The 25,660-nt window shown below is 68.8% G+C and carries 21 protein-coding genes; 8 read left to right on the forward strand and 13 right to left on the reverse strand.

The annotated features are described in order from the left end of the window. Positions 1 to 107: 107 nt before the first annotated feature. Both QFZ27_RS38530 and QFZ27_RS38535 read left to right on the forward strand, forming a co-directional pair. A complete protein-coding gene (locus tag QFZ27_RS38530; RefSeq protein ID WP_429232236.1) occupies positions 108 to 788 on the forward strand; it encodes a GntR family transcriptional regulator in 681 nt (226 codons plus the stop codon). Positions 789 to 794: 6 nt separating this feature from the next. Then, positions 795 to 1,706, forward strand: coding sequence for a dihydrodipicolinate synthase family protein (locus tag QFZ27_RS38535; protein WP_429232237.1), 912 nt, complete (start codon positions 795 to 797; stop codon positions 1,704 to 1,706). Between the two features lie 35 nt (positions 1,707 to 1,741). On the opposite strand, the gene QFZ27_RS38540 is transcribed toward QFZ27_RS38535, so the two are convergent. The 4 genes from QFZ27_RS38540 to QFZ27_RS38555 form a co-directional block, all read right to left on the reverse strand. Further along, positions 1,742 to 2,716, reverse strand: coding sequence for an amino acid ABC transporter permease (locus QFZ27_RS38540; RefSeq protein WP_429232238.1), 975 nt, complete (start codon positions 2,714 to 2,716; stop codon positions 1,742 to 1,744). A gap of 32 nt (positions 2,717 to 2,748) precedes the next feature. Continuing rightward, positions 2,749 to 4,035 (reverse strand): NAD(P)/FAD-dependent oxidoreductase, encoded by a 1,287-nt coding sequence (locus tag QFZ27_RS38545; protein ID WP_429232239.1) that lies wholly within the window; start codon positions 4,033 to 4,035, stop codon positions 2,749 to 2,751. A gap of 70 nt (positions 4,036 to 4,105) precedes the next feature. Beyond that, a complete protein-coding gene (locus QFZ27_RS38550) occupies positions 4,106 to 4,954 on the reverse strand; it encodes a transporter substrate-binding domain-containing protein (RefSeq protein WP_429232240.1) in 849 nt (282 codons plus the stop codon). Between the two features lie 100 nt (positions 4,955 to 5,054). Beyond that, positions 5,055 to 5,786 carry a GntR family transcriptional regulator gene (locus QFZ27_RS38555; protein WP_429232241.1) on the reverse strand — a complete coding sequence of 244 codons (732 nt, stop codon included), beginning with the start codon at positions 5,784 to 5,786 and terminating at the stop codon, positions 5,055 to 5,057. 178 nt (positions 5,787 to 5,964) lie between these two features. On the opposite strand from QFZ27_RS38555, the gene QFZ27_RS38560 reads away from it, so the two are divergent. Next, positions 5,965 to 6,978, forward strand: a complete 1,014-nt coding sequence (locus QFZ27_RS38560) for an SIS domain-containing protein (protein WP_429232242.1) — start codon at positions 5,965 to 5,967, stop codon at positions 6,976 to 6,978. 39 nt (positions 6,979 to 7,017) lie between these two features. Then, positions 7,018 to 7,815 (forward strand): PfkB family carbohydrate kinase, encoded by a 798-nt coding sequence (locus QFZ27_RS38565; protein WP_429232243.1) that lies wholly within the window; start codon positions 7,018 to 7,020, stop codon positions 7,813 to 7,815. Positions 7,816 to 7,871: 56 nt separating this feature from the next. Here the strand turns inward: QFZ27_RS38565 and QFZ27_RS38570 are convergent, their stop codons facing one another. The 5 genes from QFZ27_RS38570 to QFZ27_RS38590 all read right to left on the reverse strand — a co-directional run bounded on the left by QFZ27_RS38570 (position 7,872) and on the right by QFZ27_RS38590 (position 15,154). After that, positions 7,872 to 9,095 (reverse strand): mandelate racemase/muconate lactonizing enzyme family protein, encoded by a 1,224-nt coding sequence (locus QFZ27_RS38570; protein ID WP_429232244.1) that lies wholly within the window; start codon positions 9,093 to 9,095, stop codon positions 7,872 to 7,874. Next, positions 9,092 to 10,834 carry an ABC transporter ATP-binding protein gene (locus QFZ27_RS38575; RefSeq protein ID WP_429232245.1) on the reverse strand — a complete coding sequence of 581 codons (1,743 nt, stop codon included), beginning with the start codon at positions 10,832 to 10,834 and terminating at the stop codon, positions 9,092 to 9,094. Before QFZ27_RS38575 ends, QFZ27_RS38570 begins: the two co-directional genes overlap by 4 nt. Before the next feature lie 16 nt (positions 10,835 to 10,850). Further along, on the reverse strand, positions 10,851 to 11,975 hold the full coding sequence (locus QFZ27_RS38580) for an ABC transporter permease (protein WP_429232246.1): 1,125 nt from the start codon (positions 11,973 to 11,975) through the stop codon (positions 10,851 to 10,853). Positions 11,976 to 11,983: 8 nt separating this feature from the next. After that, a complete protein-coding gene (locus QFZ27_RS38585; RefSeq protein WP_429232247.1) occupies positions 11,984 to 12,970 on the reverse strand; it encodes an ABC transporter permease in 987 nt (328 codons plus the stop codon). Positions 12,971 to 13,198: 228 nt separating this feature from the next. Further along, positions 13,199 to 15,154 (reverse strand): ABC transporter substrate-binding protein, encoded by a 1,956-nt coding sequence (locus QFZ27_RS38590; RefSeq protein WP_429232248.1) that lies wholly within the window; start codon positions 15,152 to 15,154, stop codon positions 13,199 to 13,201. 259 nt (positions 15,155 to 15,413) lie between these two features. Here QFZ27_RS38590 and QFZ27_RS38595 point away from each other — a divergent pair, with 259 nt between their 5' ends. The 3 genes from QFZ27_RS38595 (at position 15,414) to QFZ27_RS38605 (ending at position 18,417) form a co-directional block, all read left to right on the forward strand. Then, on the forward strand, positions 15,414 to 16,142 hold the full coding sequence (locus QFZ27_RS38595; protein WP_429232249.1) for a FadR/GntR family transcriptional regulator: 729 nt from the start codon (positions 15,414 to 15,416) through the stop codon (positions 16,140 to 16,142). A gap of 3 nt (positions 16,143 to 16,145) precedes the next feature. Beyond that, positions 16,146 to 17,030, forward strand: coding sequence for an NAD-dependent epimerase/dehydratase family protein (locus tag QFZ27_RS38600; protein WP_429232250.1), 885 nt, complete (start codon positions 16,146 to 16,148; stop codon positions 17,028 to 17,030). A 355-nt stretch (positions 17,031 to 17,385) separates the two neighbouring features. Beyond that, a complete protein-coding gene (locus QFZ27_RS38605) occupies positions 17,386 to 18,417 on the forward strand; it encodes a LysR family transcriptional regulator (protein WP_429232251.1) in 1,032 nt (343 codons plus the stop codon). A 46-nt stretch (positions 18,418 to 18,463) separates the two neighbouring features. Here the strand turns inward: QFZ27_RS38605 and QFZ27_RS38610 are convergent, their stop codons facing one another. From QFZ27_RS38610 to QFZ27_RS38620, 3 genes are read right to left on the reverse strand one after another with little or no spacing between them, the layout of a single operon-like run. Then, on the reverse strand, positions 18,464 to 20,983 hold the full coding sequence (locus tag QFZ27_RS38610; protein ID WP_429232252.1) for a two-component system VirA-like sensor kinase: 2,520 nt from the start codon (positions 20,981 to 20,983) through the stop codon (positions 18,464 to 18,466). Then, on the reverse strand, positions 20,980 to 21,990 hold the full coding sequence (locus QFZ27_RS38615; RefSeq protein WP_429232253.1) for a cytochrome-c peroxidase: 1,011 nt from the start codon (positions 21,988 to 21,990) through the stop codon (positions 20,980 to 20,982). Before QFZ27_RS38615 ends, QFZ27_RS38610 begins: the two co-directional genes overlap by 4 nt. Continuing rightward, positions 21,990 to 22,706 (reverse strand): response regulator, encoded by a 717-nt coding sequence (locus tag QFZ27_RS38620; RefSeq protein ID WP_429232254.1) that lies wholly within the window; start codon positions 22,704 to 22,706, stop codon positions 21,990 to 21,992. The genes QFZ27_RS38615 and QFZ27_RS38620 overlap by 1 nt, the downstream gene beginning before the upstream one ends. A gap of 254 nt (positions 22,707 to 22,960) precedes the next feature. On the opposite strand from QFZ27_RS38620, the gene QFZ27_RS38625 reads away from it, so the two are divergent. Next, positions 22,961 to 23,671, forward strand: coding sequence for a PP2C family protein-serine/threonine phosphatase (locus tag QFZ27_RS38625; RefSeq protein WP_429232255.1), 711 nt, complete (start codon positions 22,961 to 22,963; stop codon positions 23,669 to 23,671). 274 nt (positions 23,672 to 23,945) lie between these two features. Here the strand turns inward: QFZ27_RS38625 and QFZ27_RS38630 are convergent, their stop codons facing one another. After that, positions 23,946 to 25,649: a hypothetical protein gene (locus QFZ27_RS38630; RefSeq protein ID WP_429232256.1), complete on the reverse strand. Its 1,704-nt coding sequence runs from the start codon at positions 25,647 to 25,649 to the stop codon at positions 23,946 to 23,948. Positions 25,650 to 25,660 lie beyond the last annotated feature (11 nt).

Consider the following 25,660-nt stretch of genomic DNA (forward strand, 5'->3'; position numbering starts at 1 on the left):
AGGCCCTGTTGCTTCCTCGTGGCTAGACTTAACCTGATGAGACCTGATATATCAAGTCTCAAGAAATTGCCGGCGCCGGAAGCCGCCCGATCCAGCAAGAGGACAGCGTGCACCGCCCCCTGACATCCCTCGATCCGAACATGCTGAAGGGGCTGCGCGAGCACGTTCACGAGCAGCTGCGCCAAGCCATCATTTCCGGCCAGCTGCCGACCGGATCGCTGCTGAACGAGCGCCAGGCGGCGGCGGAGCTGGGCGTCAGCACCACGCCGCTGAAGGAAGCGCTGCGCCGGCTGGAGCTGGAAGGGCTGGTGCGGACCGAGCCGCGCCGCGGCATCCGCATCACCTTCGACGCGGCCCAGGCCGAGGAGATGGCGCTGGCCCGCGCGGCGCTGGAGAGCATGATCGCCCGCCTGGCGGCGGCGCGGATCACGGACGAGCAGATCGCGGAGCTGCGCGCGGTCGGAGACAGCATGCGCCAGGCGACGGCGGCGGGCGTGGTGCGCCGGCTGATCGCGCTGAACGAGACGTTCCACGACACCATCCACGCCGCGTCCGGCTGCCGCTATCTGCAGCGGCTGCTGGCCGGGCAGCTGGTCTATGACAAGGCGACGCGCCGCTTCCTGCTGAACGATCCGGACGAGCGGGAGCGCGCGCTGCAGGAGCATCTGAGCATCCTCGCGGCCCTCGAAGCGCGCGACGAGGACGCGGCCGAACGGGCGATGCGCGACCACATCGTGCGGTCGGGCCGACAACATGTGCAGACGGCGTTCGCGCGCCGGAAGGAGTAGCGAAGAATGGACACTCAGAACGGCCTGCGGCGCGCGCTGTGCGGCATCTCGGGCGTGCATGCGACCGCCTATGCCGCCGATGGCGGCATCGACGCGGATCTCACCGGCCGCATCGTCGAGCGGATTGTCGCCGGCGGCATCCACAACATTGTCGCTGCCGGCAACACCGGCGAGTTCTACGCCCTGTCGCCCGACGAGGTGCGGCTGGTGCACGACACCGTGGTGTCCGCCGCCCGTGGCCGCAGCAACGTCGTCGCCGCCGTCGGCCGGTCGCTGACCGAGGCGATCGCGCTGGGTCGCCGCGCCAAGGAGGCAGGGGCGAGCGCGATCATGTCGCACCAGCCGCTCGACCCCTTCGCCGCGCCGCAGGCCCAGACCGCCTATTTCCGGGCGATTGCCGACGCGGTCGACCTGCCGCTCGTCGCCTATGTCCGGTCCGACGCGATGGGCCTCAACGACCTGCTGTCGGTCGCCAACCACCCGAATGTCGTCGGGGTGAAGTTCGCCACCACCAACCTGATGCTGCTGGCCGAATGCGTGCGGTCGAGCGATGCCGGCACGGCAATCTGGGTCTGCGGCCTGGCCGAGGGCTGGGCCGCGCCGTTCTACGCCCTCGGCGCCCGCGGCTTCACCTCCGGCCTGGTCAATGTCGACCCGGCCCGATCGCTGGCCATCCATGCGGCGCTGGAGGCGGGCGACTATGCCAAGGCCCGCTCCCTGGTGGCCGAGATCGCGCGCTTCGAGACGCTGCGCACCCGCTACGGCAACGGCGCCAACGTCACCGTGGTCAAGGAGGCGCTGGGCCTGCTGGGCTTCCCGGCCGGGGCGGTGCGGCTGCCGGGCCTGCCGGCCCTGGATCCCGCCGACCGCGAGACGCTCGTACAGGAGATCGCGCGCTGGGGCTTCGGCGGACGCTGACCCGCTGCACCGCGCCGGCGGCCGCCGGCCGCGGCCTATCCCCGGAACCGGACCCGGTTGAAGCTGCGCTCGAGCTTGGCTTGGCCGAGCTCGAGGACGATCGACATCAGCCAATAGATCGCCGAGGCCGTGATCAGCATCTCGACATGCCGGAACTCGGTCTGGCCCTGGGTGCGGGCGAGATACATCAGCTCCCACACGCCGATGACGGAGACGAGGGTGCTGTCCTTCAGCATGGCGATGAACTGGTTCCCGGTCGGCGGGATGATCACCCGCATCGCCTGCGGCAGGATCACCTTGCGCAGCACCATATGCGGCGCCAGGCCCAGCGCCCGCGCCGCCTCCCACTGGCCGCGCGGGATGCTTTCGATGCCGGCGCGGAAGATCTCGGTCATGTACGCGCCGTAGCACAGCGACAGGGCGGCGATGCCGGCCGGCACGGCCTGCACGACATAGCCCAGCTGCGGCAGGCCCATATAGATGATGTAGACCTGCATCAGCAGCGGCAGGCCGCGGAAGATCGAGGTGTAGAAGGTGGCGAGCGCAAAGGCGATGCCGTTGCGCGACAGCTTCGCGATCGCCCCGGCCATGGCCAGGACGAAGGCGATCGCGATCGAGGCGGCCGAGACGTAGAGCGTCGTCGTCACGCCCTGGGTGATCAGGAAGCCGATCTTGCGCTGGACGAATTCGAGGCTGAGGTCGAATGATCGGAAGAAGATCACGATCCAGAACATCAGCTCGGTCCAGATCACCCCGATCTGCCAGAACCGCGGCAGGAACACGATGACGTAGAAATTCGCCAGCATCGCCACGGTGACGACCGCCGCGGCGGCGACATTGCCGGCCCAGCCTTCCGCCGCCGGCTCGCCGATCAGCGCGACGCCGATCTGGCCGAGCCAGGTGCCCTTCAGCCCGCAGGCCCAGAACACCAGGAACAGCCCGAGGGCCAGCGCCAGGAAGACCGCCGGCCTGGTGGAGATGCGGGGGTATTCGACCTTGTCCGCGTACATCGTCTCCCCGCTCCGTTGTCGAAGGCCGGCGTTCAGGCGGCCTTGCGCTCGCGCCAGGCGTCCATCGCCTGGTAGGTCCAATAGGTCAGCTGGGCCGCCGCCCGCCCGAAGGGACCGCCGTTCCAGGCCAGCCCGAAGGACTCGAACAGCCGGTAGCGGTCGCTTTCGCCCGCGATCGCCTCGGCGACGACCTTGCCGCCGATCGCAGTGGTGTTCATGCCGTGGCCGCCGAAGGCGGTGCAGTACCAGACGCCAGGCTGCAGCCGCCCGATCTGCGGCATCAGGTGGCGGGCATAGGACATCAGCCCCGACCAGGCGATCTCGACGTGCACGTCGGCGAGCTGCGGATAGGTCGTCACCATCTCGCGCCGCAGCCGCTCGGCCAGGTCGCGCGGGTCGCTGGTGCGCGTGGTGATGCGGCCGCCCCACAGGATCCGCTCGCCCCCGACCACCCGGTAGTAATCGCCGGCGCGCCGGTCGTCGCCGATTCCGGCATTGGTCCGGATCGCGTCGGCGATGCGGTCGCGGATCGGCTCGGTCAGGAGGATGTAGGTGGCGATGGGCAGGAAGGCCCGCCGCAGCGCCGGGCAGACGGAATCCGTGTAGCCGCCGCCGGCGAAGACCACGTCGCCGCATTCGACCTGCCCACCGGCCGTGGTCACCACCTTGCGCGGCCCGTCCAGCTCCGCCCCGGTGACCAGGCTGCCCTCATGCACCACCCCGCCCAGTCGCTGCAGCTCGCGGACCAGGCCGCGGGCGTAGTTCAGCGGGTGGAAGTGGAAGGAGTCGGCGTCATAGAGCGCCTGGTGGTATTTCGCGGACAGCAGGAGCGACCGGACCTCCTCGCGCGGCATGAAGCGCAGCGGCCGGCCGAAGTCGCGCTCCATTCGGTCGCGATAGGCCTGCAGGGACGCGGCGCCGTCGTAGCGGATCGCGGCGATGAGGCCGGGGACAGGTCCCGCCTCGGCGATGGCGAGGTCGCGGATGTTGTCGGCGACGATGCGCACGCCTTCGACCGACAGGCGGTACAGCGCAGCGGCGGTGTCGCGGCCGGCCAGTTTTTCGATCGCGCCCAGGCCGGTGGCGTATCCGGGCGACACGAAGCCGCCGTTGCGGCCGGATGCGCCCCAGGCGACGCGGCGCCCCTCCAGCAGCACGACCTGCCGGCCGCGCCGCGCCAGCTCCAGCGCCGCGGTGATGCCGGCGAGGCCGCCGCCGACGACGCAGGCATCCGCGCTCAGCCTGCCCGCCAGCGGCGGGAATCGTTCATCGGCAGCCAGCGTGCGGCTGTAATACGTGTCGATGTAAGAGGCCGGCATGGAGTCTCCGGGGACGGCTGTCACGAGGCGCGGCCGCCGAACGGCCGCGCCGGCAACGGGTGACCGGACGTCACTTCGCTGTCGAGACCGTCATCTGACTGTAGTCGCGGCCGTACCACTTCTGGGAAAACTTCGAGATGGTGCCGTCCGCGCGCATCGCGCCGATGACCTCCTTGAGCTTGGCATCCCACTCCGCATCGCCCTTGTCGGCGACCACCACCAGCGGCTCGAAGAAGGCATAGTCGCCCGGCAGCACCTTGACCGGATAGCCGTTCTTGATCGCGCCGAGCGCCGTCTGCTCCGGCGCCACGATGGCGTCGATCCGCATGCCGTCGCCGAGGCGCAGGTCGTCGAAGGGCTCGATCGACCCCGGATAGGTGCGGACCTCGCCCGGCTCGACGTCATAGGTGAAGGCCGGCACGTCGGGCGCGTCGATCTGCAGCCGCCGGTTGATGTAGTCCTCCGATGTGGTCGAGGTCTCGACCCCGATCACCTTGCCGTTCAGGTCTGACCGCTTGGCGGCCTTCGAGTCCTTGTGCACCACGAACACGTAGGGGCTGAAGTAGTAGATCGCCGGAAAATCGAGCACCTGGGACCGCGGCTTGGTCGGCGTGATCGAGCCCACCGCGACGTCCCAGCGGCCCTGCCATCGGCCGCCGGTCATCACCTGCCATTCCGGCGTGTCGAACTTGACCTCGACGCCCAGGCGCTTGGCGATTTCCTTCGCCATGTCGATGTCGAAGCCGTCGAGCTCGTTGGCGTCGTTGAGAAACCCCTGCGGCGGCCAGTTCGCATTGGTGGCGACGTTCAGCACCTTGGTGGACATCACCCGGTCCAGCGTCTGGCCCGCCTGGGCCGGCGACACTGCAAGAGCCAGCACCGCGACGGCGGCAGCGGCCGACAGAATCTTCCCGAACATGCTCTCCCCTTATGTTGGTTTTATGCTTTGCGGAGCATAGACACAGTGTCTGACGACTGACAAGTCGGGTGCCGCGAAATCATCTGCGGCGGGTCCCCGGCTATTTGCGCGCGAAGCTGAACGAGAAGGCGCTGCCGCGGTGATAGTCATGCGCGTAGAGGACCGGGCGGCCGGACGCCGAATAGCAGATCTCCGAGATCAGGAAGGCCGGTCCGAAATCCGCGAGGCCGTGCGAATCGATGACATCCTGCGGCAGGAAGCCGGCGGAAGCGGTGGCGGCGGAGGCGCGCGGCCGGTGGCCGCACCGGTCGAGGAGATCGCACAGCGACCCACCCCAGTCGAGCGCCGCGAGGTCGGCCGGCAGGACGGGCCGCGGCACCAGGTCGACCGAGTAGATGATCGCCGAGCCGTCCTGCAGCCGCAGCCGCTCCAGTCTGACAACCGGCGCGCCCTTCGGGATGCCGAGGGCTGCAGCCGTCTCCTGGTCCGCGCCGGTTTCGGACAGGTCCAGGACCTTGTTCTCCGGCGTGTAGCCGAAGTGCCGGACCATGTCGGTCGCGCTCTCGAAGCAGGTGATCGGGCGCTTCACCCGCACCGCGGCGGCAGCGGAGACGAAGCGCCCCCTGCCATGGACGACCGAGACCATCCCCTCCTGTTCCAGCAGCTTCAGCGCCTCGCGCAGCGCCGGCCGGGAGATCCGGAAGCGTTCCGTCAGCTCAGCCTCGGTCGGCAGCTTGTCGCCGGGCTGCAGCCGGCCGCGATCGATCAGGGCGGTGATCTCGTCCCGGAGCCGGACGCTCAGCGCCCGCTCGTCCCGAAGCGCGGTGGCCATGAACGCCCTCCTCAGCCGATCTGCAGCAGCCGGCGCTGCGGCCGTCAGACAACATCGAGAGCCACGCCGCGCGCGTCAAGCTTCACCAACAACTTTTCCGCAGAGTTCAGTTGTCTGACATCTCGTCTGCTGTTACGACAGGCCGACCGACACCTCAGCCAGCCGAGAGGCGATTGCGATGCTGAATTTCGATGAGCAGCGATACATCCGGATCCAGTCTGGTGCGACGGCGACGGCGGAGCAGATCCACGCCGCGATCCAGGTCGGCCTCCTGGCCGGGGCCGAAAACCTGTTTTTCCTGGGCACCGGCGGTGCCGCCATCCTGATGCAGCCGACTCTTCAACTGCTGCAGCGCCGCTCCACCTTTCCGGTGTTCGAGGATTCCTCGGCCGAGCTGGTGCTGGCCGGGTCGAGGCATCTCGGGCCGAGATCGATCGTCGTCATCCCCTCGCTGTCCGGCACGACCGCAGAGAGCGTGGAGGCGCTGGCCTTCTGCAAGGCGCGCGGGGCGACGGTGCTGGCGCTGGTCGGGCACGGCGGCACGCCGCTGGCCGAGCAGGCCGACCATGCGATCGTCAACTTCGCCGAGGACGACACCTCCTGCGAATCCTTCTACCTGCAGTCGCTGTTCGTGGCCCTGTCGATCCTGGAGCATCGCGGCGAAGGCCCAGACCGGGCCGCGACCGTTGCCGAGCTCGACCGCCTGCCGGAATTGCTGGTCGGCCTGAAGCGGGACTTCGAGCCGGAGGCGGACGCCTTCGCCCGAGCCCTGGCGGCAACGCCCTATCACATCGTCACGGCAGCGGGCTCGGCTTGGCCGCAGGCCTTCTATTACGGCATGTGCATCCTGGAAGAGATGCAGTGGATCCGAACCCGGCCGGTGCATGCGTCCGACTTCTTCCACGGCACGCTGGAGCTGGTGGAGCCGGGCGTCAGCGTCGTCCTGCTCAAGGGCGAGGACGAGCATCGCCCGCTGGCCGAGCGGGTCGAGCGCTTCGCCCGGCAATACACCGACAGGCTGCTGGTGCTGGACGCCGCCCGCTTCGCGCTGCCGGGCCTGTCCCCGGAGGTCCGGGCCCTGGTCTCACCCATCCTGCTGGCTGCCGCGCTGGAACGGGTCAGCGCCCATCTTGAGGTGCTGACCGACCATCCGCTCACCACCCGGCGCTACTACAAGCGGGTGGCCTATTGAGGGCATGATGCCGCCGAAACGGGACGGTCGAGGAGCGGCATGAGCGGGTTCGAGATCGCGACGGTCGGCGACAACTGCATCGACCGGTATCTGCGGGCCCGGCAATCGGCGGTCGGCGGCAATGCCGTGAACGTGGCCGTGCATCTGCGCCGGCTGGGCCGCCGGGTCGGATATTTCGGCGCCGTCGGCGATGATCAGGACGGCCGCCGGGTGCTGGCGTGCCTGGCCGCCTGCGGGGTCGACACCAGCCCGGTCCTGCTGCGGCCGGGCCGCACCGCCGTGACCGATCTCGACATCGACGCGGCGGGCGACCGGATCATCGCCTTCGAGGATTTCGGCGCCTGCGCCGGATACCGGCCGCCGGAGGCCGATCGGGCGCGGCTGCGCCGCATGCGCCATGTCCATCTCGGCTGGCTGGACGATGGCGGTGCGCTGCGGCGTGAGCTGGTGGGCGCAGGCATCTCGGTCTCGCAGGACCTCGCCGTCAACCCCGGCGCCGACGGCCTGGCCATCGCCTTCGGCTCGGCGGGCGAGGACCGGGCCCGCGCCCGGCAACTGGCCCGGGACTTCCTGGACCAGGGCGCCCGGATCGCGGTGGTGACCTGCGGCGCGCGGGGCAGCGTCGCCGCGAACGGCGCGGCGACGGTCGAGGCCGACGCGGCGCCGGTCGAGGTGGCCGACACCACCGGCGCGGGCGACACCTTCATCGCCGCCTTCATCGATGCGCACCTGGCGGGCGGCAGCCTGAGCACCTGCCTGGACACTGCGCGGCAGGCCGCCGCCCTCACCTGCCGTCATATCGGCGGCTTCGCACAGGCGCTGCAGCCGCTCCCCTGAGCGGCTGTTCTCGCGGAGAACGCCGGTCTTCCGCACAAGCCCGCGGTTCTGTCGCGTCAGCGCCCGTTGAAGTACGACGCCCGCCGGAGCCGCGTCTGGACATAGACGTGCTCCTGGTGGGTGCCCGGCGCGTAGGACCGGTCGGAGCCGGGCACGGCGACGTTGCGCTCGCTGGGGAAGCGCGCGACGAAGTCCTCGTCGATGTCGCAGCCGAGGCCCGGCGCGTCGGGCACTGCGATCGAGCCGCCTTCCTGCACCGGATGCGGCACCACGGTCCGGGCGCGGCCCGGCCAGTCGGCGTCCAGCCGCTCCAGGATCAGCCCGTTCGGGATCGCGGCCAGCAGATGCAGCGCCGCGTATTCGGCGACCGGGCCGAGCGAGCCGGAATGCGGCGCCATCATGATGTGATGCGCCTCCGCCATTGCCGCGATCTTCCGCATCTGGGTCAGGCCGCCGGCCCGTCCCGTGTCCGGCTGGATGACGTCGACCAGATCGTGCTCGATCAGCTCACGCTCCCCGAAGATCGTCGCCATGCGCTCGCCCGCCGCCAGCGGCACATGGGCGGCGTCGCGGATGCGCTTGTAGCCGTCGAGGTTTTCGGGCGCGATCGGGTCCTCGATCCACAGCAGGTTGTAGGGTTCCAGCGCCCGCGCCAGCCGGGCCGCATCGGCCGGGGTCAGCCAGGGCGGGCCGTGCAGGTCGATGGCGATGTCGACCTCATCGCCCACCGCCTCGCGCAACGTCGCCACCTTGCGCACCGGGTCGGCGACGCCGCCGCATTTGATCGTCCGGATGCCGTGGCTCTTCACCGCCAGCGCCGCCTCGGCCGTGTTGGCGTGGGAATAGATCGGCACCCGGTCGCGCATCTTGCCGCCGAGCAGGTTCCACACCGGCACGCCCAGCGCCTTGCCCTTGATGTCCCACAGCGCGACGTCGATGCCGGTCATGGCGCCGGCGCCGACGGTGCCGAGCATGCCATGCCCCATCGTCGCGACCTGCATCTTCTGCCACAGCCGCTCGATATGCGTCGGGTCCTCGCCGATCAGCAGCGCCTTCAGGTCCTGCACCGCGGTCTCGATCACCCGCGGCCAGCCGGAGCATTCGCCGATGCCGACGATGCCGGCATCGGTGTAGACCTTCACGAACAGCCAGTTACGGAAGCCGCCGAGCTTGCCCTCCGCGATCGCCGCATCGCCGGACTGGCCGCTATCCGTCGCCCATTTGTCGGGGTCCGGCGGGCCGGCCTGCATCAGGAAGGTCCGGATGTCGGTGATCTTCATAGCGCCAGGCTCCGCTCGGAGGGTTCGGTGTAGCGGGTGCGGTTGTGGATGCTGCGGCGGCGCGGATCGGGCCGCGGCACGGCGGAGATCAGCGCCCGCGTGTAGTCGTGGCTCGGCGCCTCGCAGACCTCGTCGGCCTGCCCGATCTCGACCAGCCGGCCGCGATACATCACGCCGACGCGGTCGCACATGTAGCGGATCACGCCGATGTCATGGCTGATGAAGATGATGGCGAGGTCGAGCTCGTCCTGCAGCTTCAGCAGCAGGTCCAGCACCTGGAAGCGCAGCGAGACGTCGAGCGCCGAGGTCGCCTCGTCGGCGACGATGACTCGCGGGTTCAGGGCGATCGCCCGGGCGATGCCGATGCGCTGGCGCTGGCCGCCGGAGAAGGCGTGCGGGTAGCGTTCCCGCCAGGCGGGTTCGAGCCCGACCTGGCGCATCAGCCCGGCGACGCGCTCGTCTAAATCCTTGCCCCTGGCGATGCCGTTGACCAAGAGGGGCTCGCCGATCACCTGGGCCACGGTCATGCGCGGGTTGAGGGAGGAGACCGGGTCCTGGAAGATCATCCGGATCTCGCGCCGGCAGGCCGACAGCGTCGGCTTGTCGGCTTTGGCCAGGTCGACCACGGCGCCGTCGGCGCGGCGGTAGCGGATGGCGCCGCCGGTCGGGTCGTAGACGCGCAGCAGGCAGCGCCCCATGGTGGTCTTGCCGGAGCCGGATTCGCCGACGATGCCGAGCGTCTCCCCCGCCCGCACCTGCAGCGACACGCCGTCGACCGCCGCGAAGGCGGCGCTGCCGGTGCCGAACTGCATCTTCAGGCCTTCGACCTCGATCACCGGCAGGCGATCGGCCGGCAGGGCGGGGCGCCGGAGGCGGATCTCGGCCTTGTCCTCGAGCTTGAGGACCGACCCGATCAGCATCTTCGTGTAAGGGTCCTCCGGCGCGTGGAAGATGCGATCGGCCGGACCATGCTCCATCACCCGGCCCTGATACATCACCAGCACGTCGTCGGCGATCTCGGCCACCACGCCCATGTCATGGGTGATGAACAGCACCGCCATGCCGAATTCGGCCTGCAGCCGCTTGATCAGGTCGAGGATCTCGGCCTGGGTGGTGACGTCCAGCGCCGTCGTCGGCTCATCGGCGATCAGCAGCTGCGGGTTGCAGGCCAGCGCCATGGCGATCATGGCGCGCTGGCGCATGCCGCCGGAGAACTCGAAGGTGTAGCGGTCGATCGCCCGCTCCGGCCGCGGGATCTCGACCTGCTTCAACAGCTCGATTGTCCGCGCCCGCGCCGCGGCCTTGCTCATGCCGAGATGCAGGCGCAGCACCTCCATGATCTGGTCACCGACCGTGTGGATTGGCGACAGCGACGACATCGGCTCCTGGAAGATCATCGCGATCTCGCGGCCGCGCACCCGGCGGATGGCCCGGCTGCGCGGGTGCAGCTTGGCCAGGTCGACGCTGCTGCCGTCGGCCCGGTTCAGCACCATCTCGCCGGAGACGATCCGCCCCGGCGAGTCGACGATCTGCAGGATCGAGCGCGCGGTGACGCTTTTGCCCGACCCGCTTTCGCCGACGACGCAGAGCGTCTTGCCGCGCTCGACCGTGAAGGAGACGCCGTCGACCGCCTTGACCAGCCCGGCTCGGGTCGGGAAATGGGTCACCAGGTCGCGCACCGCCAGGACCGGCTTGGGGCGGCCGGGGAACGGCACGGGGGCTGCGGGAGGGTTCGTCATCGGGGCCTCTCCGCCATCACTTGTTGTACGGGTCGGCCGCATCGCGCAGGCCGTCGCCGAGCAGGTTGAGCGCCATCACCGCGACGACGACGAAGGCGCCGGGCGCGAACAGCCAGGGCGCGGTCGCGATCGAGCGGATGTTCTGCGCCTCGCGCAGCAGCACGCCCCAGGAGACGGTCGGCGGCTGCAGCCCGAGGCCGAGGAAGGACAGCGCCGTCTCGGCCAGGATCATCGCCGGGATCGCCAGCGTCACCGAGGCGATGATGTGGCTGAGGAAGCTCGGCATCATGTGCCGGAAGATGATCCGCCCCTCGCCGCAGCCGTCGAGCCGGGCGGCGGTGACGAACTCCTCGGTCCTGAGCGACAGGAAGCGGCCGCGGACGACGCGGGCCAGCTGGGCCCAGCCGGTCAGCGAGAGGATCACGGTGATCATGAAATACTGGGTGATCGCCGGCCAGTCCTGCGGCAGGGCCGCGGCCATAGCCAGCCAGATCGGGATCGTCGGCAGGGCCAGCACGAATTCGATCACCCGCTGGATCACGAAATCCGGCTTGCCGCCGTAATAACCGGAGATGCCGCCGAGGATCAGGCCGATGGCCAGCGACAGGAACACGCCGAGCAGGCCGACCGACAGCGAGATCTGGGCGCCCTGCATGATCCGGCTCCAGACGCAGCGGCCGAGCCGGTCGGTGCCGAACAGGAACAGCGGCTGCTTCGGATCGGCCGAGGCCAGGAGATGCAGGTCGGTGCTGAACAGGCCGAGGACCGAATAGCTGTAGCCGCGGCCGAACAGCGAGATCGCGACCTTGCGCGCCGGGTCCTCCTTGTAGACGGCAGCCAGCGTCTCCGGGTCGCGGGCCAGCTTGTGGGGGTGGAAGTAGAGGCCGAATTGCAGGCTGCCGTCCTCGGCCCGGTCGAACAGGTGGATCGCCTGCGGCGGGTGGAAGGCGGCGCGGGCGTTCTGCTGGCTGGGGTCGTTGATGGCGAACAGGCCGGGCACCGCCGCGATCACATAGAGGATCACCACGATCACCAGCGAGGCCATGGCCAGCCGATGGCGGCGGAAGGCCCACCAGATCAGCTGCCACTGGGAGGCGACGGCGAGCTGGCCGGCCGGCGCGACGGTCGCGATGTCGGTCATGGGGCCCCCTATTCGAGGCGGATGCGCGGATCGACCAGCGCGAGCAGGATGTCGCTGATCAGCGACCCGATCAGCGTCAGCGCGCAGATCAGCAGCACGAAGGCGCCGGCGAGATACATGTCCTGCGCCATCAGCGACTGCAGCAGCAGCGGCGCGGCCGTCGGCAGGTTGAGCACGATCGCCACAACGATCGAGCCGGAGACCAGGTTCGGCAGCAGCCAGGCGAGGGTCGAGATGAACGGATTGAGGGCAACGCGCACCGGGTATTTCAGCAGCAGGCGGAACTCCGACAGGCCCTTTGCGCGCGCCGTGGTGACATAGGGCTTGTGGATCTCGTCCAGCATGTTCGCCCGCATCACCCGGATCAGGCTGGCGGTGCCGGAGACCGCCAGGATCAGCACCGGGATCCACAAATGCTGCAGCAGGTCCCACATCTTGGCGATGCTCCAGGGCGCCTTCTCATAGGCCGGGGAGAACAGGCCGCTGACGTCCTGGCCGAACTCGATGGCGGCGACATACATCAGCACCAGCGCCAGCAGGAAGGACGGGATGGCCAGCCCGGCGAAGGTGATGATCGTGACGATGCTGTCGCCGATCGAGTATTTGCGCACCGCGGAATAGACCCCGATCGGCAGCGCGATGGCCCAGGTCGCGATCAGCGTGGCGAGGGTCAGCACCAGGGTCAGCGCCATGCGTTCCCAGATCAGGTCGCTGACCGGCTGCTGCCATTCGAAGGACAGGCCGAAATCGCCGCGGGTGATGATGCCGCCGATCCACTTCGCGTACTGCCACAGCATCGGGTCGTTGAGGCCGAAGCGCTCGCGCAGCGCCGCGGCCGCGTTCTGGTCGACGATCTCGTTCGAGGCGGCCAGCGTCGCGACATAGCTGGTCACGAAGTCGCCGGGCGGCAGCTGGATCAGGACGAAGGCGAGGAAGCTGACCGCAAACAGCGCGGGCACCATCCACAGCAGACGCTTGGCGATGAAGCGGAGCATCCGGGACTCTCCTCGGAACGAACGCTGAGCGACGGAGGAAGGCGTCAGCACTCTGTTGCGAATGGATGCTGCAAACGAGAGTGCTTTTCCGACTTGTCATCCTCGGGCTTGACCCGAGGATCCACGGGCTTTCCAGAGCAGTTCCTGGTAGCTCCTGGATTGCCGGGTCAAGCCCGGCAATGACAGTTCAGGGTTGGTTCATCGATTCTTCGGTCCGCGAGCAAACCCTCAGCTCGAGAAGAAGAACTGCTGCGGCATGGCCGGGCCGGGATTCGGCCAGGTCCAGGAATCCGGCTCCTTCTCCGGCGCGTTGATCAGGTTGGTCTTGACCACGCCGAAGGTGTTGGCGGCGAGGCAGACGCCGACCGTCTCGAAGGCCTCGGCGGTCAGGTCGAACAACTGCTTCATGATCGCGCCGCGCTTGTCGAGATCGGCGGTGCCGCGCGCCTCGTCGAACAGCTTCATGCGCTGCTTCTGGCTCTCCGGCGGCTCCTCGCCCGACTGGCCGTTCGAGACGTACCACAGCGTCCAGGGGATGGCGTAACGGGAGCCCTGCGGATGCTGGGCGAAGAAGTCGCGCGGGTCGAACATCGGGTCGAGCCCGCCCGAGCCCGGCCACACCGCGGCGTCATGGTCGTTGCTGTCGCCGCGGGTGTAGTACAGCGCGCGCTCGATGGTGTTGACCTTGATGTCGATGCCGATCGCCGCCCAGTGCCGCTTCACCAGCTCGAGCACGTCGACCAGGTCGGGGTTGAGGGTCGGGATCACGTCGATGGCAAAGAAGACCTTGCTGCCGTCGGGATGCAGGCGGAAGCCGTTGCCGTCTTTCTTGTCGTAGCCGGCCTTGTCCAGGATGGCGTTCGACTGGTCTTGATCGAACTCGGTGAACTGCCGGCCGAGCTTCTCATGGTACCAGGGATGGCTCGGCCGGGGCCCGGTCTGGTAGGGCTCGGTCTGGCCGAAATAGACCAGTTCGATGATCTCCTGCCGGTCGATGCCGAGAGACAGCGCCTGGCGGACCTCCTTCTGGCTGAAGAAAGCCCGCATCTTCGGATCCTTGTGGCAGATGTTCAGGTAGATCTGGCAGGCCTGGGCCGCCGAGGGTTCGAGCTCGATCAGCCGGTACCCGCCCTTCTCCCGGTTCTGCGAGAGCGTCGGCTTGTTCTGGAGCGCGCTGACGTGCCGTTCCTGGATGTCGAGCTTCCCGGAAATGGCATCGAGCAGGAGCGATTCGACGTCCTGCGAGATGCCGAAATACAGCTCGTCGACATAGGGCAGCTGGTTGCCTTCGGTGTCGACCTGCCAGAAATAGGGGTTGCGCTTCATCACCACGCGGGTGGTGCCGCCGACATAGGGCTCGACGATCACCCAGGGGTCGAGGGTCGGCTTCTCCGGATTGCCCCAGCGCTGCGGGATCTCGATGTCGCCGTTCTTGGCCCGGAACAGGTCGGTCCATTTCGACAGCTTGGCCTGCGTCACCAGATCGCCGACCTTGTCGTTGTATTTGGGATGGAACTGGCTGGCGTAGTGCTTGGCGTACAGCGTCGGGTGCTGGCCCAGCGGGGTCGCCAGCGTCTCCAGATAGGTGGCGTAGGGCGCGGCAAAGGTGAACTTGACCGTGGCGTCGTCGATCTTGGTCACGACGACCGGCTTGCCGGCGATGGCGAGCTGCGACGGGACCGAGCCGTAGAGCTCGGAATTCTTGGCGCAATCCTCGATCGAGAAGACGATGTCGTCCACGGTGAAGGGCTGGCCGTCCGACCATTTCGTGCCCTTGCGCAGATGGAACACGAATTCGGTGGCGTCGGCATTGATCTCCCAGCTCTCCGCCAGGTTGGGCAGCGCCTTGGTGAATTCGAGGTTCCAGCGCACCAAGCCCTGATTGCCGACCATGCGCAGAATGCCGTTGTGGTCGGACGAGCCGCGCAGGCCGCGATGCAGCGTGCCGCCATAGGTGCCGACCCTGGTCAGCGGCTGCACCACCAGCGGGTTGGCCGGCAGCCGTTCGGCCAGCGGCGGCAGCTTGCCGTCCTTGACCAGCTGCGCCAGGTCGGGCGCCTCCCCCTTGGCGGCCTGGGCATAAGCGAGCCGGACCGCGAGCGGCAGCGCCGCCACGCCGGCGAGACCTTTCAGGACCATGCGTCGGGCGAACACGTGCGGCGAGGCGCTGAGCTTGTCGTCCATCCTGGGACCCTCCCCTGTGTGCTGCGTCGGATCCGGCTTCGCCATGCGTGCCGACCCGCTTCCTTTGCCGTTCCGGTCATATTACAAATATTGACAAATCACAACCGCAATGGCCTTGTTCCGGACGTTTTCTGTCGTCCGGCTTTGCTGCAGCGCAAACAGCGGAAAGTTCGGGATGGGCAGACCAATTCGGCATGAAAGCCAGGCGGATCACAGCCGTGATCAATCTTGACAACTTGCCGGCGGGGGGATGGCGGGCATGAGTGGCACGGACGGCGATGCCGGCCTATTGCCGCGGGACGGCGGACCGCCGGCCCGGCTGAGCGAGGTGGTCTATGACGGCATCGTGTCTCTGATCGCCCATGGCGACTTCGCCGTGAACAGCCGGCTGCCCTCGGAATCGGAGCTGTCGGTGCGCTTCGGCGCGTCGCGGCCGGTGGTGCGCGAGGCGCTGGGGCGGCTGCGGCAGGACGGGCTGGTGGTCTCGCGCCAGGGCTCCGGCTCCTATGTCCGGCGGCAACCCGATCTCGAGGTGCTGCGCTTCGCCCAGGTCCGCTCTCTCGCCGATGTGCAGCGCTGCTTCGAATTCCGCGCCGGGCTCGAGGGCGTGGCCGCGGCGCTGGCCGCCGAGCGCTGGGAGGCGGGGGACCTGCGGGAGATCGAGGATGCGCTGGAGGCCCTGGAAGCCTGCCTGGGCAATGGCGAGCTGGGGGCCGACGAGGACCGGCGCTTCCACGAGGCCGTCGCCCGGGCGACGCGCAACCCGTATCACGTCGCGGTCCAGTCCTCGCTGGCCTCGCATATCGCCGTCGGCATGAACATCACCCGCCACCTGAGCCGGATGCGGACGCCGGAGCGGATCCGGGCGGTGCAGGACGAGCATGTCGCGATCGTCGACGCGATCCGCCGGCGCGACGCCGGGGCCGCGGCCGAAGCCATGCGCCGGCATGTCCTCAATGCCCGGCAGCGGATGTTCGAAGGAGTCTGAATCGTGACCTCACCCGTCCCGCCCGGCGGCAGCGACGCCGGCGCCGAAAGCATTGCGTCCGCCAAGTCGATCGTGCTGACCGGCGGTGCCGGCAATGTCGGCCGGGTGCTGCGCCGCGCGCTGGCCGGCCGCATCGGCGCGGTGCGCATCCTCGACATCGCCGATCCCGGCCCGCTGGCCGAGCATGAGAGCTGGGTGCCAGCCGACATCACCGACCTGGCGGCGCTGACCGCGGCGGTGGAAGGCGCCGACGCCATCGTCCATTTCGCCGGCTATCCGAATGAGCGTGCGGCCGAGGACATCCTGCGGGTCAACGTACTCGGCACCCACAATGTCTATGAGACGGCGGTCCGCGCCGGCATCAACCGCGTAGTGCAGGCGTCGAGCAATCATGTCACCGGCTTCTATCCGCGCGACGCCCGCGTCGGGGTCGAGGACCAGATGCGGCCGGACGGCCTCTACGGCCTCAGCAAATGCTGGGGCGAGCTGGAAGCGGGCGTCTATTTCGAGAAGGCCGGCATCCGCACCCTGGCGATCCGCATCGGCAATGCCGGCGAGCGGCCGTTCGATGCCCGCGGCCTGGCGGTGTGGATCAGCCCGCGCGACCTGGCCCAGCTGGTCCTGATCGGGCTGGAGCATCCCGACATCGACTGCACCACCGTCTACGGCGCCTCGGCCAATGACGCGGCGTGGTGGGACAATTCGGTGGCGACCGCGCTGGGCTACCGGCCGCAGGACCGCACCGTCGACTTCGCCGCGCCCGAGGCCTTCCAGGCCAAGCCGTCGGACCTGCCGCAGGTGACCGACCATTTCCAGGGCGGGTGGTTCAGCGCGCAGGGCCATGACGGGGTGGTGCGCCGCCGCCGCATCTGGCGAAACCGGAGCTGATGCCGGATGCCGTCATGCGCCTGACGGATGTTCACAAGCTGGGCCCGGCGAGGGCAGTTTAGCCCCGGCGTCGGGCCGTCCCGGCGGCGTGATTGTTCCCGCGGGAACAATCGCGGGCGCCGGATTTCATCTGTAACGATTTCGGCCGGTTCTGAAATCCGCAATTAACGCGGCTGACGACACTTGGCTCCTGCAGCCGGTGGTTCCCACCGGCCCGGATCGGGGGCCCGCCCGGTCCGGCGACATCAGCACGAGCCGACCGGCGGGCCACTGCCGGACAGGCATCACCACGACCCGTCGTTTCCGTCACAGGAGCGTCCGTCCCCACGGGCCTCTCCTGCGAGAGGGGAGAACCATGTCCGAACTCGCTTTCACCCGGAAGACCTCGATGGAGCGGCCGCAGCCGGCCCTGATCGTCGGCGGCCGCCAGGCCGCACCGCAACGGCCGATGCCGAATCTGGCCTCGGTCGACCTGAACCTCCTGGTGGCGCTGGAAGCGCTGCTGCAATTCCGCAACGTCACCCATGCCGCCCAGCATGTCGGCCAGAGCCAGCCGGCGATGAGCCGGGCGCTGGCCAGGCTGCGCGGCATGTTCAACGACGAGATCCTGGTCCGCACCTCGACCGGCCTGGCGCCGACACCGCGCGGCGAGCGCTTGGCTGCGGCACTGCCGTCGGTGCTGGACTCGATCCGCGAGATGGTGACCAGCCGCAGCTTCGCCCCGGGGGAGTGGCGGTCGAGGGCGACGATGGCGATGCCCGACCACCAGGCGCTGGTGCTGCTGCCGCGCCTGCTGCCGCGGCTGCGCGAGCGCGCGCCCCTGCTCGACGTCGTCACCGACCCGCTGCTGGCCGGCGCGCTGCGGCGGCTGGAGCAGGGCGAGATCGACCTCGCCGTCGGCCAGATCGGCGACACCCCGCCCGGCTATTTCCGGCGCAGCCTGTATTCCGACCGCTTCGCCTGCCTGCTGCGGCAGGACCACCCGGCGCTGGCGCAGGAATGGACGATCGAGAGCTTCTCGACCCTGCGCCACGCCGTGATCGCCTCGGGCTCCGAGGACGGCTTCGGCCAGGTCTATGACGGGCTGGCCAAGCTGGACCTGCCGGACCGCGACCCGATGCTCGTCCCCAACATGCTGACGGCGCCGGCGATGATCGCCGAGACCGACCTGGTGCTGACGGTGCCGCACCGCGTCGCCACCCGCATCGCCGCCATGATGCCGCTGGCGGTGGTCGAGCCGCCGCTGGACCTGCCGCCCTACGAGGTCGCGCTGATCTGGCATGAGCGGCGCCATCGCGACCCGGACCACAGCTGGCTGCGCGGCGAGATCGCGGCCGCGGCGCTGGCGACGGTGCAGGGCAACCAGCAGCTGGCCGAAGCGTCCTGATCCTCTCCATGGATCATGCCGGCCCGGGACGACCGGGCCGGCCGCCTCAGACGTGCTCGCTGTCCGCGGGCGCCAGGCAGGAGGACAGGCTTTCCGCCAGCAGCCGCGACCGCAGCGGCTTCCGAAGGACCTTGAGGATCCCGGCGGCCTCGATCTCGGTGGATTCGAGACCGCCGAAATGGCCGGTCATCATCAGGATCGGCAGGCCGGGACGAAGGCGATGCGCCTCGGCGGCCAGCTCGATCCCCGCCACCTCCGGCATCAGCGCGTCGGTCAGGATCAGGTCGAAGCGGTCGGGGTCGGCGCGGAAGGCGGCCAGGGCGGCCGCGCTGCTGTCGAAGCCGACCGGCTCGTAGCGCAGGGCGGCCAGCATCTCCTCCAGCAGCAGCACCAGCGGCGTCTCGTCGTCGACCACCAGGATGGTCTCGCCGCGCCCCCACAGGCCCGAAGCGTCGGCGATCTCGTCCTCGTCCACCACCGGCTCTTCGGTCAGGGGCAAATAGGCCTCGAAGGTGCTGCCGGCGCCGGGCCGGCTCTCCACATTCATGGCGCCGCCCTGCCCGGTGACGATGCCGTACACCGTCGGCAGGCCGAGGCCGGTGCCGCTGCCCACCGCCTTGGTGGTGAAGAACGGCTCGAAGATCCGCTTCATCACGGCGGCATCGATGCCGTGGCCGGAATCGGTCACGCTGAGGCGCAGATAGTCGCCGGCCGCCAGAGGACCGTGCGACAGCACCGCGTCCGACGGCATGCGGGCCAGGTCGAGGCCGATCTCGATCCGGCCCTGCCCGTTCATGGCATGCGACGCGTTGGTGCACAGATTCATGACGATCTGCTGCAGCTCGGTGACGTCGCCGAGGATCGCCGCATCCCCGGCCTCGAACCGCCGGTGCAAGGCGATTGACGGGGGCAGGGAGGCGCGCAGCAGCTCCAGCGCCTCGGCGACCACGGGCTCCGGGTGGATGGCGCGATAGCGGCGTTCGCGGCGGCGGCTGAAGGCCAGGATCTGGTCGATCACCGACTGCGCCCGCGTGCCTGCGGTCATGATCTGCTTCACATATTGCTGGGTCGAGCCGCTGCGCGTCAGCGTCGACAGCGCCAGCTCGCCATAGCCGAGAATCGCGCCGAGGATGTTGTTGAATTCATGGGCGATGCCGCCGGCCAGGGCGCCGAGCGATTCCAGGCGCTGGGATTGAGCCAGCTGGATCTGCAGCGCCTCGCGCTGGACCTCGCCGCGCTCGCGCTCGATCGCGTTGGCGAAGCTTTCGGCCGCGGTGCGCAGTAGGGCGACGTCTGCCGCCGACCAGCGCTTCTCGGCCGTCACCCCTTCGAACATCAGGACGCCGGAGCGGCTGCCGGCCTTGCCCAGGGGGATCGACAGCCAGGAGCGGAGGCCGAGCAGCGCCAGGCGGTCCTTGACCGGTCCGTCGGGCAGCGCGACGACAGAGGGCACATGGATGGTCTCGTCATCGGCCCCGGCCGAGATCGGCCAGTCATTCGCGAGGTCGAGCAGCATCCGGCCGGTGTCGGCCGTGTTCGGCACCTGCGGTTGCGACCATGAGTATTCGCGTGGCGCAGTGTCCAGGCCCCAGACGAAGATATGGGCGCGATCGAACAGCATGTGCCCGGCCAGCCGTGCCAGGCCCTGTTCGATGCCGTCGTCGAGGCTGGTCCGGGGCAGGTTGATGAAATCGGTCGAGATCGTGGCGATCAGGTTTTCCAGGGCCAGGCGCTTCTCAAGCGCCCGCGCATTGGCCCGCAGCCGCAGGAACAGGTAGCAGACGTAAGCGCCCAGGCCGACCGCCACGGCATAAAGCAGGAGACGGAAATACAGGGCCCGCGTCGCGGCCCGGCCATAGGCGGAGAAATAGGCCTGCTTGATCGTCTGCGCCTGCTCCGCGATCGGCGCGGTCTGCAGGCGGGCGACGAGGCTGTCCACGGTCGGCAGGGTGGCGAGGATCAGGTGCCCGTGCGTGACCAGGGCGTCGACGCCCGGGGCCGCGGCGGCCGGAACGTCCAGGCCACGCAGCCGGTCGAGCGCGGCCGACAGCTCGGCCGCCATCTCGCTTCTGGGGTCGGCGGCGAACAACAGCATGGCGCTGGCCAGGCTGCCGATCTCCGACGCCAGGGCGGTCTGCCGCACGCCATCCGCCTGGTCGAGCTGTCGGGCCGTGTGGTTGAAGAAGCTGAGCGAGTTCTGCAGCAGCGCGTTGCTGGATTTGAAGTCGTCGACCAGCCCTTCCTGGTCGTCGACCCCCGCGACCAGCTGCGCCGCGTCCTGGTCGATGGCGATGCGCGCGTCGCCGTCGGCGATGTCGCCCGCGCTCTTCAGGCTGGCCGCCGCCTGACGCAGCGCCGCCACGGACTGCACCAGGGGGTCGTAGGTGCGCAGCAGCCCGGTGCGGGACCGCAGCACGTCGCGCTGCAGCGCGGCGTTGTTGAGGTCGATCGCGCGCAGCGCGTCCAGCGTGCGCTCATGCTGCGCCGCGTCGGGCGTGGCGCCGTGGACCAGCAGATAGGTCAGCGCCAGCAGAAGGGCCAGCAGCGCGGCGCCCAGCGTCCTCATCGGGCCTCGGCGGCGGTGATCTGCGACAGCGGCCTGCCTTCGTATTCGCCGGTCAGCGTGCCCAGGAACGCGATGATCAGGTCGCGGTCTTCCTGCGGCATGGTGCGGCCGAGCTGGGCCTGGGCCATGATCGCGACGGCCGCGTCGAGCGTGTCGGCGCTGCCGTCATGGAAATAGGGCGCGGTCAGCGCGACGTTGCGCAGGCTGGGCACGCGGAACACCCGGCGGTCCGATTCGCGGCCGGTGATGGCGAAGCGGCCCTGATCGGCGACGTCGTCATCCTGCCGGCCCGCGAAGGGATCGGAGAAGATGCCGAACTTCTGGAACAGGTTGCCGCCGACGTTGCGGCCCTGGTGGCAGGCGATGCAGCCATAGGCCTTGAACAGCTCATAGCCGCGCTTCTCGTCGGCGGTGATGGCCGTGGCGTCGCCGCGCAGGTAGCGGTCGAACCGGGCATCGGGGGTCGACAGCGACCGCTGGAAAGTGGCGAGCGCGTCGAGCACGGCTTCGCGGCTGGGCCCGGCGCCATAGGCCGACTCGAAGGCGCTGCGGATGCCGGAATCCTTGTTCAGCTTCGCCAGCAGGTCGGGCCAGCGTGCATTCATCAGCCGGGGCTCCAGCAGCACCGCCTCGTTATGTACCTCCAGCACCCGGTGGTTGCCACGCCAGTTCAGGCGGAAATCGCCGACGAGGTTGAACACGGTCGGCGTGTTGAAGGGCTCGAGCTGCCCGTTGGCGCCCTTGGAATGGGCCAGACCGTCGGCCCCGCCGCGATTGAATTCGTGGCAGGAGGCGCAGGAGCGGACGTCATCGCCGGATAGCCGGACATCCGAGAACAGCGTCTTGCCCAGCGCGACCTTCGCCGGGTCCAGGGTCCGGTCCGGCTCGATCGGGGAGATCGGCTCGTCCCGGACGGGATCGACGCCCTGCCCCAGCGCGGCGCCGAACACCAGGACCGCGAGCCCGGCGGCCGCGCCCCAGGCCAGTCCCCGCAAGACGGCGCGCATCACAGCGACTCCACGGTGGGGGCGAAGACGTAGCCGATGCCGCGCTCGGTCCGGATCAGCGCCGGGTCGCTGGGATTGGCCTCGAGCTTGCGGCGCAGGCGCAGGACCAGCACGTCGACGCTGCGGTCGAACACCTCCGCGTCATGCACCCGGCTGGTGACCAGCAGCTGCTCCCGGGTCATCACCCGCTGCGGCGACCGGACGAAGGCGGTGAGCAGGTTGAACTCGCCAGAGGTCAGGCTGACCTCGACGCCGGCCGGGGAGGTCAGGCGACGCCGGGCGACGTCGAGCTCCCACCCGTCGAAGCGGTAACGGGCCCGGCTCTCGCGCCGGCGCGCCCGTTCCCCCGCCGATTCGAGGCGCCGGAGGACGGTGCGAACCCGGGCCACCAGCTCGCGCAGGGCCAGGGGCTTGGTCAGGTAGTCGTCGGCGCCCAGCTCGAGCCCGATGACCCGATCCATCTCCTCCAGGCGGTGACCGGTGATCAGGATCACGGGCGCATCCGAGCTGGTGCGCAGGCCCCGCATCAGGTCCATCCCGTCCTCCTGCCCCAGCTTCAGGTCGAGGATGATCAGGTCGATCTCCTCCGTGGCCAGGATCCGCGTCATCGCCGCGCCGGATGAGGCGGGCCGGACCTCGAAATCATGTCGCTCGAGGTATTCACAGATCACGTCGCGCATCGCCGGATCGTCATCGACCACGAGAATACGCTTCACCGCGTAACCTCGCCCGCGAGTTCGCCCAGATCTGTCTCCACACGATTGAACATGGTGGTGAGCGGCAAAAGCATGGGAAATACGGCCTCATCTGCCGGAAGCGCCACCCCGCCCCGGAGACATACCACCATACCACTTTCGTATGAAGAGATTCCGCCTGGTGACCGCCTAGGATGAGTCCATGGCGCGCGCACAGGCGGAACGGGATGAACGGTTGCGGAGAGACAGCAAGGCCCCTCCGGCCCGGTAGCCGCATGGTCGAGCATCGATACGACTGGGCGGCGAAAACCGATGCCGGGGCCGTCCGCCGGCACAATGAGGATGCGTTCCTCCTGCGGCCCGAGCAGGGTCTCTGGGCCGTCGCCGACGGCATGGGCGGCCATTTGCGGGGCGACCACGCCAGCCGCACGGTGATGGACGCCCTGGCCCAGGGCCACACCCCGATCGACGAGATCCGCGCGCGGCTCACCGCAGCCCACCGGGCGCTGCTGGCCGAGGCCGCCAACCTCGGCGACGGCGCGGTGATCGGCGCGACGGTGGTCGTCCTGGTCGTCCGCGACGGCCGCTACACCTGCCTGTGGGCGGGGGACAGCCGGCTGTACCGGCTGCGCGACGGGGTGCTGCGGCAGCTCACCCGCGATCATTCCTACGTCCAGCGCCTGATCGACAGCGGCAGCCTGACGCCCGAGCAGGGCCGCCGGCATCCCGGCGCCAATGTGATCACCCGCGCCATCGGCGCCTCGGGGCCGCTCGAGCTCGACATGGTGCAGGGCGACAGCCGGCCCGGCGACGTCTACCTGCTGTGCAGCGACGGCCTGAGCAATGTCGTCGCCGATGCCGAGATCACTGATCGGCTCGCCGCCCCGCCCTGCGAGGCGGCGGCGGCGCTGCTGGACCTGGCGCTGGCGCGCGGCGCTCCCGACAACGTCACCCTGGTCGTGCTGGCACATCTCGCGGACGCCTGAGACCGGCGGTCACCGAGATCGACCCTCGGCCCTTTTCGTCATGGCGAGCATCTCACGCCGCTGGGGCGGCCCCGGAAGGGAAAGAAAGTTTTAACTTCTTCAAGAGGCGCGAAGCGCCGCGGCCATCCAGAGATCGAGCCGCTGGATGGCCACGCCCCTCCGGGGTTCGCCATGACGGTTCAGTGCCTTGGGTCGCTGGCATAAGCCACCTTCCGCTACTTCGCCTGGTCGATCCGGGCCGGCCTCCCGTCGAGGAGACCGGCCCGGTGAACGGCTATGCCGCGGCCGCGACGCTCAGGGATGCAATCCGGTCCAGACCCTTGCTGACGCCGTCGAGCCCTTCCCGCAGCGTCTCGCCGACGGCGCCCTGGCCAACGTCGAAGGGCGGGTTGTCGAGCAGATCGACGATGTTGTTGCCGCTGAGATAGCCGAGATTCACCCGGACCGTGTCCGCCGCGGCCTCGACCGCCTTCGACCTGGCATCGCCCTCCTGCCCGATGATGGCGGCAAGCTGGCTGGAGATCTCGTCGTCGATCTGCAGGAAGATGTCGTCGACATGCCGCCAAGTGCCACCGAGGGCCTCGACCTTGACGATCTGGTTGACCCTGCGTTTCACTTCGTCCTTCTGCTGGATCGCGGCGTTGCGGTGCGCCTCCCACATCTCCTTGATGCTTTCGACCAGACTGGCGACGAGATTGTCCCCGTCGGCCGTATCCGCCTTCTTGAAGCCGAGCAGGCCGATGAGTTGGTCGTCCTTCGCGAACATCTGCTGCACGACGGCGACCAGGCGCTGCACGGCCTTGCGCTTGCCCTCCGCGTCGCCGTCCTCCTTGGGCCATCCTGATGCCACCATGCCCGCGATCCGGTCGGGGCTCGCCTGGTTCAGCGGGTAGGGCAGAAGGCGCTCCTGGGCCCGCGCCTTGGCCAGCTTGAACAGGCTTTCCGTCACCTCCTCCGGGTTGAGATCGTCGGTCGAGACGCTGTCGAGATCGATCCCGTTCACCAGGACCTTCTCGCGGCTGGGCTTGTCCTGCTCGCCATCGTCGGCCGACGGGGTCGTCTTCACATATTGCAGGTTCCGCAGGTTCTCGGGATAGGCCAGCATCAGCAGCAGCCGGCTGGTCAGGTTGTGCAGCCGCATCTCCCGCTCTTCCGGCGACAGGCCGGCCAGCATGTCCTCGAGCCAAGTGGCGATCTTGTCGGTCAGCGGGCCCAGCTCGGCCTTCCGCTCGACGCCGATCTGCCGGCTGAGGCTCAGCGCGTGGCCGGCAATGGTCGCCGACGCGGTGGCGATGCCCGTCTTCAGCTCGTCCGAGAGGGCCTCGTAATCCTCCTCGTCCTCGCTGTCCGACTCCTCCACGCCCTCCATCAAGTCTTCCTCGGGGACGTCGTCGTCTCCGGCCACGCTGGCCTCGGGCGTGAGGACCGGTGAGCCTTCCGTGTCCGAATCAGCGTCCTGACCGATCGCCGGGCCGGGCTGTTCGGCCACGATCGCCTGCGGATCGGCATCGGCCTCCTCGGACGAGAACTTCTGCTGATTCTCCGTCTCGGTCTGGGCAAACAGATTCTCCTGATCCTCCGGAAGAGCGACCTCCGGAGCGATCGAGTTGTACGGAACCGGTATGCCGAAGCCGTCCTTGAAATACTCCTTGAGACCCTTGCCCAGCGACTTCGCGCTGCCCTTCTTGAGCCTCACATTGAGAACGCCCTCCTGGTCCAGCCGGACCAATCCGAGCGCCACAAGCTTGAAATCCTTGTCCTTCTTGACGTCGATCTTATCGGGCTTCCCCTCATAGTTCATGTTCTTCAGCTTGTTCGACAGCCCGTTGAGGCCCGCCGGCATGACGAGCGCTACCGGCTGATCGGCCTTTCCGATAAAGGCCAGCGCGATGCAGCACTCGGCGTTGTTCCTGCCCGTCTCCTCGATCCAGTCCCGAGACTTCTTGGCCCGGGCCTTGTTGTGCACAAACGTCGCCATGATTCACCTCT

It is taken from the genome of Inquilinus ginsengisoli, assembly GCF_050434925.1.
In the GTDB taxonomy this organism is placed as follows: Bacteria; Pseudomonadota; Alphaproteobacteria; order DSM-16000; family Inquilinaceae; genus Inquilinus; species Inquilinus ginsengisoli_B.